Source organism: Archangium sp., from assembly GCF_036389735.1.
Classification (GTDB): domain Bacteria; phylum Myxococcota; class Myxococcia; order Myxococcales; family Myxococcaceae; genus Archangium.
On the sequence record NZ_DASVWK010000815.1, the window covers coordinates 1 to 4399 of the forward strand.

The window sequence follows — 4399 nt, forward strand, 5'->3', positions numbered from 1 at the left end:
CGGTGTGCGGCTCTCCGTGGCAGTCCTGGCACGCGGCCCTGTACACGCGCTCGCCCTCGCGGGTGCTGCCCGGGGGCACGTCGGTGACGTCCTTGACGAGGGTGAAGGGCTGCGCCGGGGCCTGGGCGTCCGGGCTGATGCTCACGAGGTACTCGTAGAGGGCGCGGCTCTTCGGGTCCTCCGGCGCGAGCGGGGTGACGCCGCGCATGAAGGACGTGTAGCAGAAGTTCACCGCGTCCAGCAGGCGCGTCTCGTAGCCGCCCCACCAGCTCGGACGGAAGGCCGAGTTGTAGAGCGAGAGCCCCGCGTACACCTTGCCGGGCTCGGGCGAGGCCGTCGTCGCGTGGCACGTGGCGCACGAGAAGGTGTTGTACTGGCTCGCCGACAGCGTCGGCTCGCGGAACAGCTCCTCGCCATACTCCGCCGCGGGTGTCGGGCCGCAGCCCACCCCGAGCAGCGCCGCTCCCCACCACCACCGCTTCATGGCTTCCTCCGCAGGATGCCCACCGAGTCCGGGAAGATTCCCAGCCTCACCGTCTTCACCACCGAGGACGTGGCCAGCTCCACCACGTGCAGCGTGCCGGGGCCCTGGTGGTCGCCCTCGCACACGGCGAGCAGGTGCTGGCCGTCGGGCGTGAGCTCCACTTGGTGCACGTTGACGCAGCCCGAGGGCGAGAGTGGAAGCTCCTGCTTCACCGTGGAGGTGGCGGCGTCGATGACGGCCACCGCGTCCAGCTTCTGGTAGGGCTGGTAGAGCGTGCGGCCGTCCGGGCTGAAGGTGGCGAACATGGGCGAGCCGGCGAGGCCGTACACGCCGCGCTCGGGCCGCATGGTGAGCGAGTCCGGATCCAGGACGTGCACCACGTGGCTGTTGAGCGAGGCCACCCACACCGAGCCGTCCGTGGGGGACACGGTGAGCGCGTAGGGCCCATGCTTGGGGGACGTGACGGTGCCCGCGTTGGGGACCTTGATGCGGGTGACGGGGTAGCCCGGGGCATCCAACCGCACCACGGCCACCTCGTCGGAGAAGCAGGCCACGTAGGCGCGCTTCTCGTCCGGGGAGAGGCGCACCGCATGAGGGGCCGGGCACACCGTCACCATCGCCTTGCGCGTCATCGTCTCCGCGTCGAGGATGGCCAGGCGCGCGTCCATGTCACTCGGGGGGCCGTTGCGATTCGCCACCTCCTGGACTTTGAGCAGGTCGAAGTGCGTCTGGTAGAGCGTGCGTCCGTCCGCGCTGATGACGAGGTCTCCCGGGTTGCGGTCCACGCGCACCGAGCCCACCAGGCGGTTGTCCCTGACGTCCAGCTTGAGGCAGTAGCCATCCTGGGTGCCGGTGCCATGCGAGCCGTGCGGACCCGAGCCGGCGCCGGGCACGGAGTAGGAGAGGCCCACGTAGTAGTAGTCGCCGCGCGGGGAGAAGGCGGCGTGGTGGGGCCCCTCCAGCTCCACGGGGTTGAGGCCCACGGGCACGCGCGCCAGCTCACCCCAGCCGGGCGAGCCCAGCGAGTCCAGCTCCAGCAGGCTCACGGTGTCTTCATAGCTGTTGGTGACGACGATGCGCCCGCCGCCCAGCGCAGGCAGCTCCCGGCCCGCGGGCCACGGCTGGTCGATGGAGTAGTCGAGCTCCGGCACCTCGGTACCGGTGCACGCCCCGAGCGCGAGCGGGGCGAGCAGCGCGAGCAGGTGGCGTCTCACCGCGCCCCCCGTCGGAAGGTGCGCGGCGTGGGGAGGGTGTAGGGGCCCTCGGTGACGCGGTTTTCCTGGAGGTAGGCGCTCGTTACCTGGAGGGAGAAGGCGTTGCCGTTCTTGCCCAGCTCGGCCCACGTGTTGGCGTCGAGCTGCCAGGACAGGTCCGGGGTCAGCACCTGGGCCACGGGGCACTTGCTCCCGGGAGTGGAGACCTCCACCCAATAGATGTCCCCGGTGAACGGGGTCCCGTGCGCGTGGGCGGTGGGGAGGAGCAGCTCGCCGAGCCACGCGGTGAAGGAGCGGGAGGAGCGGGGCGGGGGGGCCAGCGCGAGCGCGCCGGAACGGGGCCGGTCGAGCGAGGCGCGCAGGGGCGAGGTCCACTCCCAGCGGGGCGGAGCGGCCTCGGTCGCGTACAACTGGCCCTCGCTGGGGGAGACGAGGGTGACGGCGAGGGAGGAGTCGGCGGGGCGCTGCTTCGCGTCCACGAGGGCGCGCCAGGCCTCGTCGGTGGCCCTGCCGACGTAGACGGGCTCTCCGCACTCGGAGGAGTTCGAGTCGCACGCGGACGCGGCCAGGGAGAGGACGGCCACGCAAGCGAAGCTCAAGTGTCTCGGGTTCATGTGCGTTGGGTCTCCAGTGAGCGCCGCCGGAAGCGGCGGAGGGGGGTGAGGGCGAGCAGCCAGGCCGCGGGCACGAGGCCTCCCGTGGTCGAGCACCCATCGGCCTTGGGGGGGGGAGGAGCGGGTGGCACCGGCTCCTCCGACGTCCCCGCGTCCACCGGGTCCGGCTCCGGGTCCGGCTCCGTCGTGCCGCCATCCGTGCCATCCCCGGGCAGGGTGGGGTCGGCGCCGATGGAGGCGGCGAACTGCGGCCAGAGCGAGCGGCAGAAGGAGTGGACCGGGGTGCCCGCGGGGCACGCGGGGGGCTGGATGTCGGCGAGGGAGAGGAAGGGCGTATAGGTCTCGCCCTGGTCCTGGGTGCGCGCGAGGATCCAGTTGTGCTCCCGGTCGGCGCCGCAGACGAGCAGGTCGTTGTTGGGCTGGCGCTCCACGCAGGCATTGCCCGTGGGGAGGGACAGCAGGACGGCGGGCTCCCCGTTGCGCGAGCGGAAGAGGCGCGTGGGGGTGGCGACCCAGAGCGTGTTGCCGTCGGCGGAGACCTCGATGCCGATGATGTACTCGTCGAGGCCGTCGCGCGTCTGACCCGGGGGGCGGACGATGGACTGGAAGGTGTGGCCTCCGTCCTTGCTCTCCAGCACGTACGTCCACCCGAGCGCGGTGACACGCGCCCAGAGATGGTCCGGGTCGTTGGGGGCGACCTTCAGGACGACGAAGTCATAGGGCCGCGAGGAGGTGCCCCAGTACTCGGTGAAGGGATGGGGGATGTTCGTCCAGGTGGCGCCCTCGTCGTCGCTGCGCGAGAGGCTCAACCCCGTCGCGGGCGTCTGCCCCGTGACGTAGATGCGCCGCGTGTCCGACGGGGCCACCTGCACGCCGTAGTAGACGCCGCCGTCCGAACGCTGGAGTTGCGCGATGGCGGTGAAGGTGTCGCCGCCGTCGTCGCTGCGGTAGAGGCCATTGGGCGCGGCGGAGCGGGACGTCACCACCCACACGCGCGAGGGCGTGGACGCGGGCGACACGAGCCTCACGGGCCACAGTCCCTGGGAGGAGAAGTAGCTGTGCGCCTCCCAGGTGCAGCCGCCATCGCGCGAGCGGATCAGCGCGTTGCCGGTGGCGGCGAGGAGGTCGCCATTGGGCTGCCACAGGAAGGACTCGGGGAACCACCCGCCGTAGCCCATTCCCTGGGGGCAGATCCAATTCCAGTTCTTGCCGCTGTCACGGGAGATGATGGCGCCGAAGGTGGCTCCGGCGAAGAGGTCCTCGGGGTGGTCGCGGCGGACGGTGACGTGGGTGGTGTCGGGGAAACCCGCGTGGGCCAGCACCAACCAGCTGAGCGAGGTCAGGAGTTTCATGAGCGTTACTCCGGGTGCGGAGTCCGCACGATAAACGTCGCGAGAGGCCCGGTATACCAGCGCGAGTGGTGGGGTGGCCGAGATGTGTCCGCTGCCCGCCCGTTCTCCGGGCATGCGCCGGGGCCGGGCGCGAGTACGGTAACGCGGTGGCGCTATGGTGGCCCTTCCGAGTCACCAAGGGGAACGCACCTATGAGTTGGACGCGTGGGGTCCGTACAGTCTTTCTTGTCGGGGGAATGTCGCTGCTGGCGTGCCGTCCCGAGGAGGTGTCTCCTCCTCCGGTCACGACGGATGCCCAGGGGGACTGGACGGACCCGGGCCGTTATGCGGCGTGCAAGGTGCCCGCTTCCACGGAGGCCTCTTGCGGGGACCTCGAGTCCTTCGACCTGACCGGATGCGACAAGGCCTCGTTGGGCAACCTGCCACGCGATGGCATCTACACCCTGGTGTACCGAAGCGACAGCTCCTCGCCCTCCATCAACGCGAGCGCCTTCCGCATCTCGGGGGACGGCAGCCTCGACTCCTACCGGGGAAGAATGCCGACGCAGCGGCGGGTGGAGCCGGAGGTCTTCTACCTGTCGAGCACGCAGCAGACATCTCAGACGAACACCGTGCGCAACTCCATCGTGGGCTGCCGCGTCGAGGGCGAGCGGCTGTACGGGTGTTACAGCAGCTGCCGCAATGGCCAGCGCACGGGCATGGGGACCTTCCTGGCGGAGAAGTGGCGGCCCCGCG

General features: G+C 70.8%; 4 protein-coding genes and 1 pseudogene. 1 reads left to right on the top strand and 4 read right to left on the bottom strand.

Going from position 1 to position 4399, the window contains the following annotated elements:
* The 4 genes from VF794_RS28940 to VF794_RS28955 all read right to left on the bottom strand — a co-directional run.
* A partial coding sequence (locus VF794_RS28940) for a cytochrome C oxidase Cbb3 (RefSeq protein WP_331115952.1) occupies positions 1-484 on the bottom strand: 484 nt, incomplete at its 3' end.
* Complete coding sequence (locus VF794_RS28945) at positions 481-1698, bottom strand: hypothetical protein (RefSeq protein WP_331115954.1); 1218 nt, start codon at positions 1696-1698, stop codon at positions 481-483. The genes VF794_RS28945 and VF794_RS28940, both read right to left, overlap by 4 nt.
* On the bottom strand, positions 1695-2312 hold the full coding sequence (locus VF794_RS28950; RefSeq protein ID WP_331115956.1) for a hypothetical protein: 618 nt from the start codon (positions 2310-2312) through the stop codon (positions 1695-1697). Before VF794_RS28950 ends, VF794_RS28945 begins: the two co-directional genes overlap by 4 nt.
* The gene (locus VF794_RS28955) at positions 2309-3664 is read right to left on the bottom strand and encodes a hypothetical protein (RefSeq protein WP_331115958.1); all 1356 of its coding nucleotides are present in this window, start codon (positions 3662-3664) and stop codon (positions 2309-2311) included. Before VF794_RS28955 ends, VF794_RS28950 begins: the two co-directional genes overlap by 4 nt.
* Before the next feature lie 236 nt (positions 3665-3900).
* Between VF794_RS28955 and VF794_RS28960 the strand changes: the two are divergent.
* Positions 3901-4399, top strand: a pseudogene (locus VF794_RS28960) (hypothetical protein); the annotation flags it as partial.

Coding starts and splice junctions, on each gene's coding strand:
- VF794_RS28950 (WP_331115956.1), bottom strand. CDS start 2,312: ATGAACCCGAGACACTTGAGCTTCGCTTGCGTGGCCGTCCTCTCCCTG.
- VF794_RS28955 (WP_331115958.1), bottom strand. CDS start 3,664: ATGAAACTCCTGACCTCGCTCAGCTGGTTGGTGCTGGCCCACGCGGGT.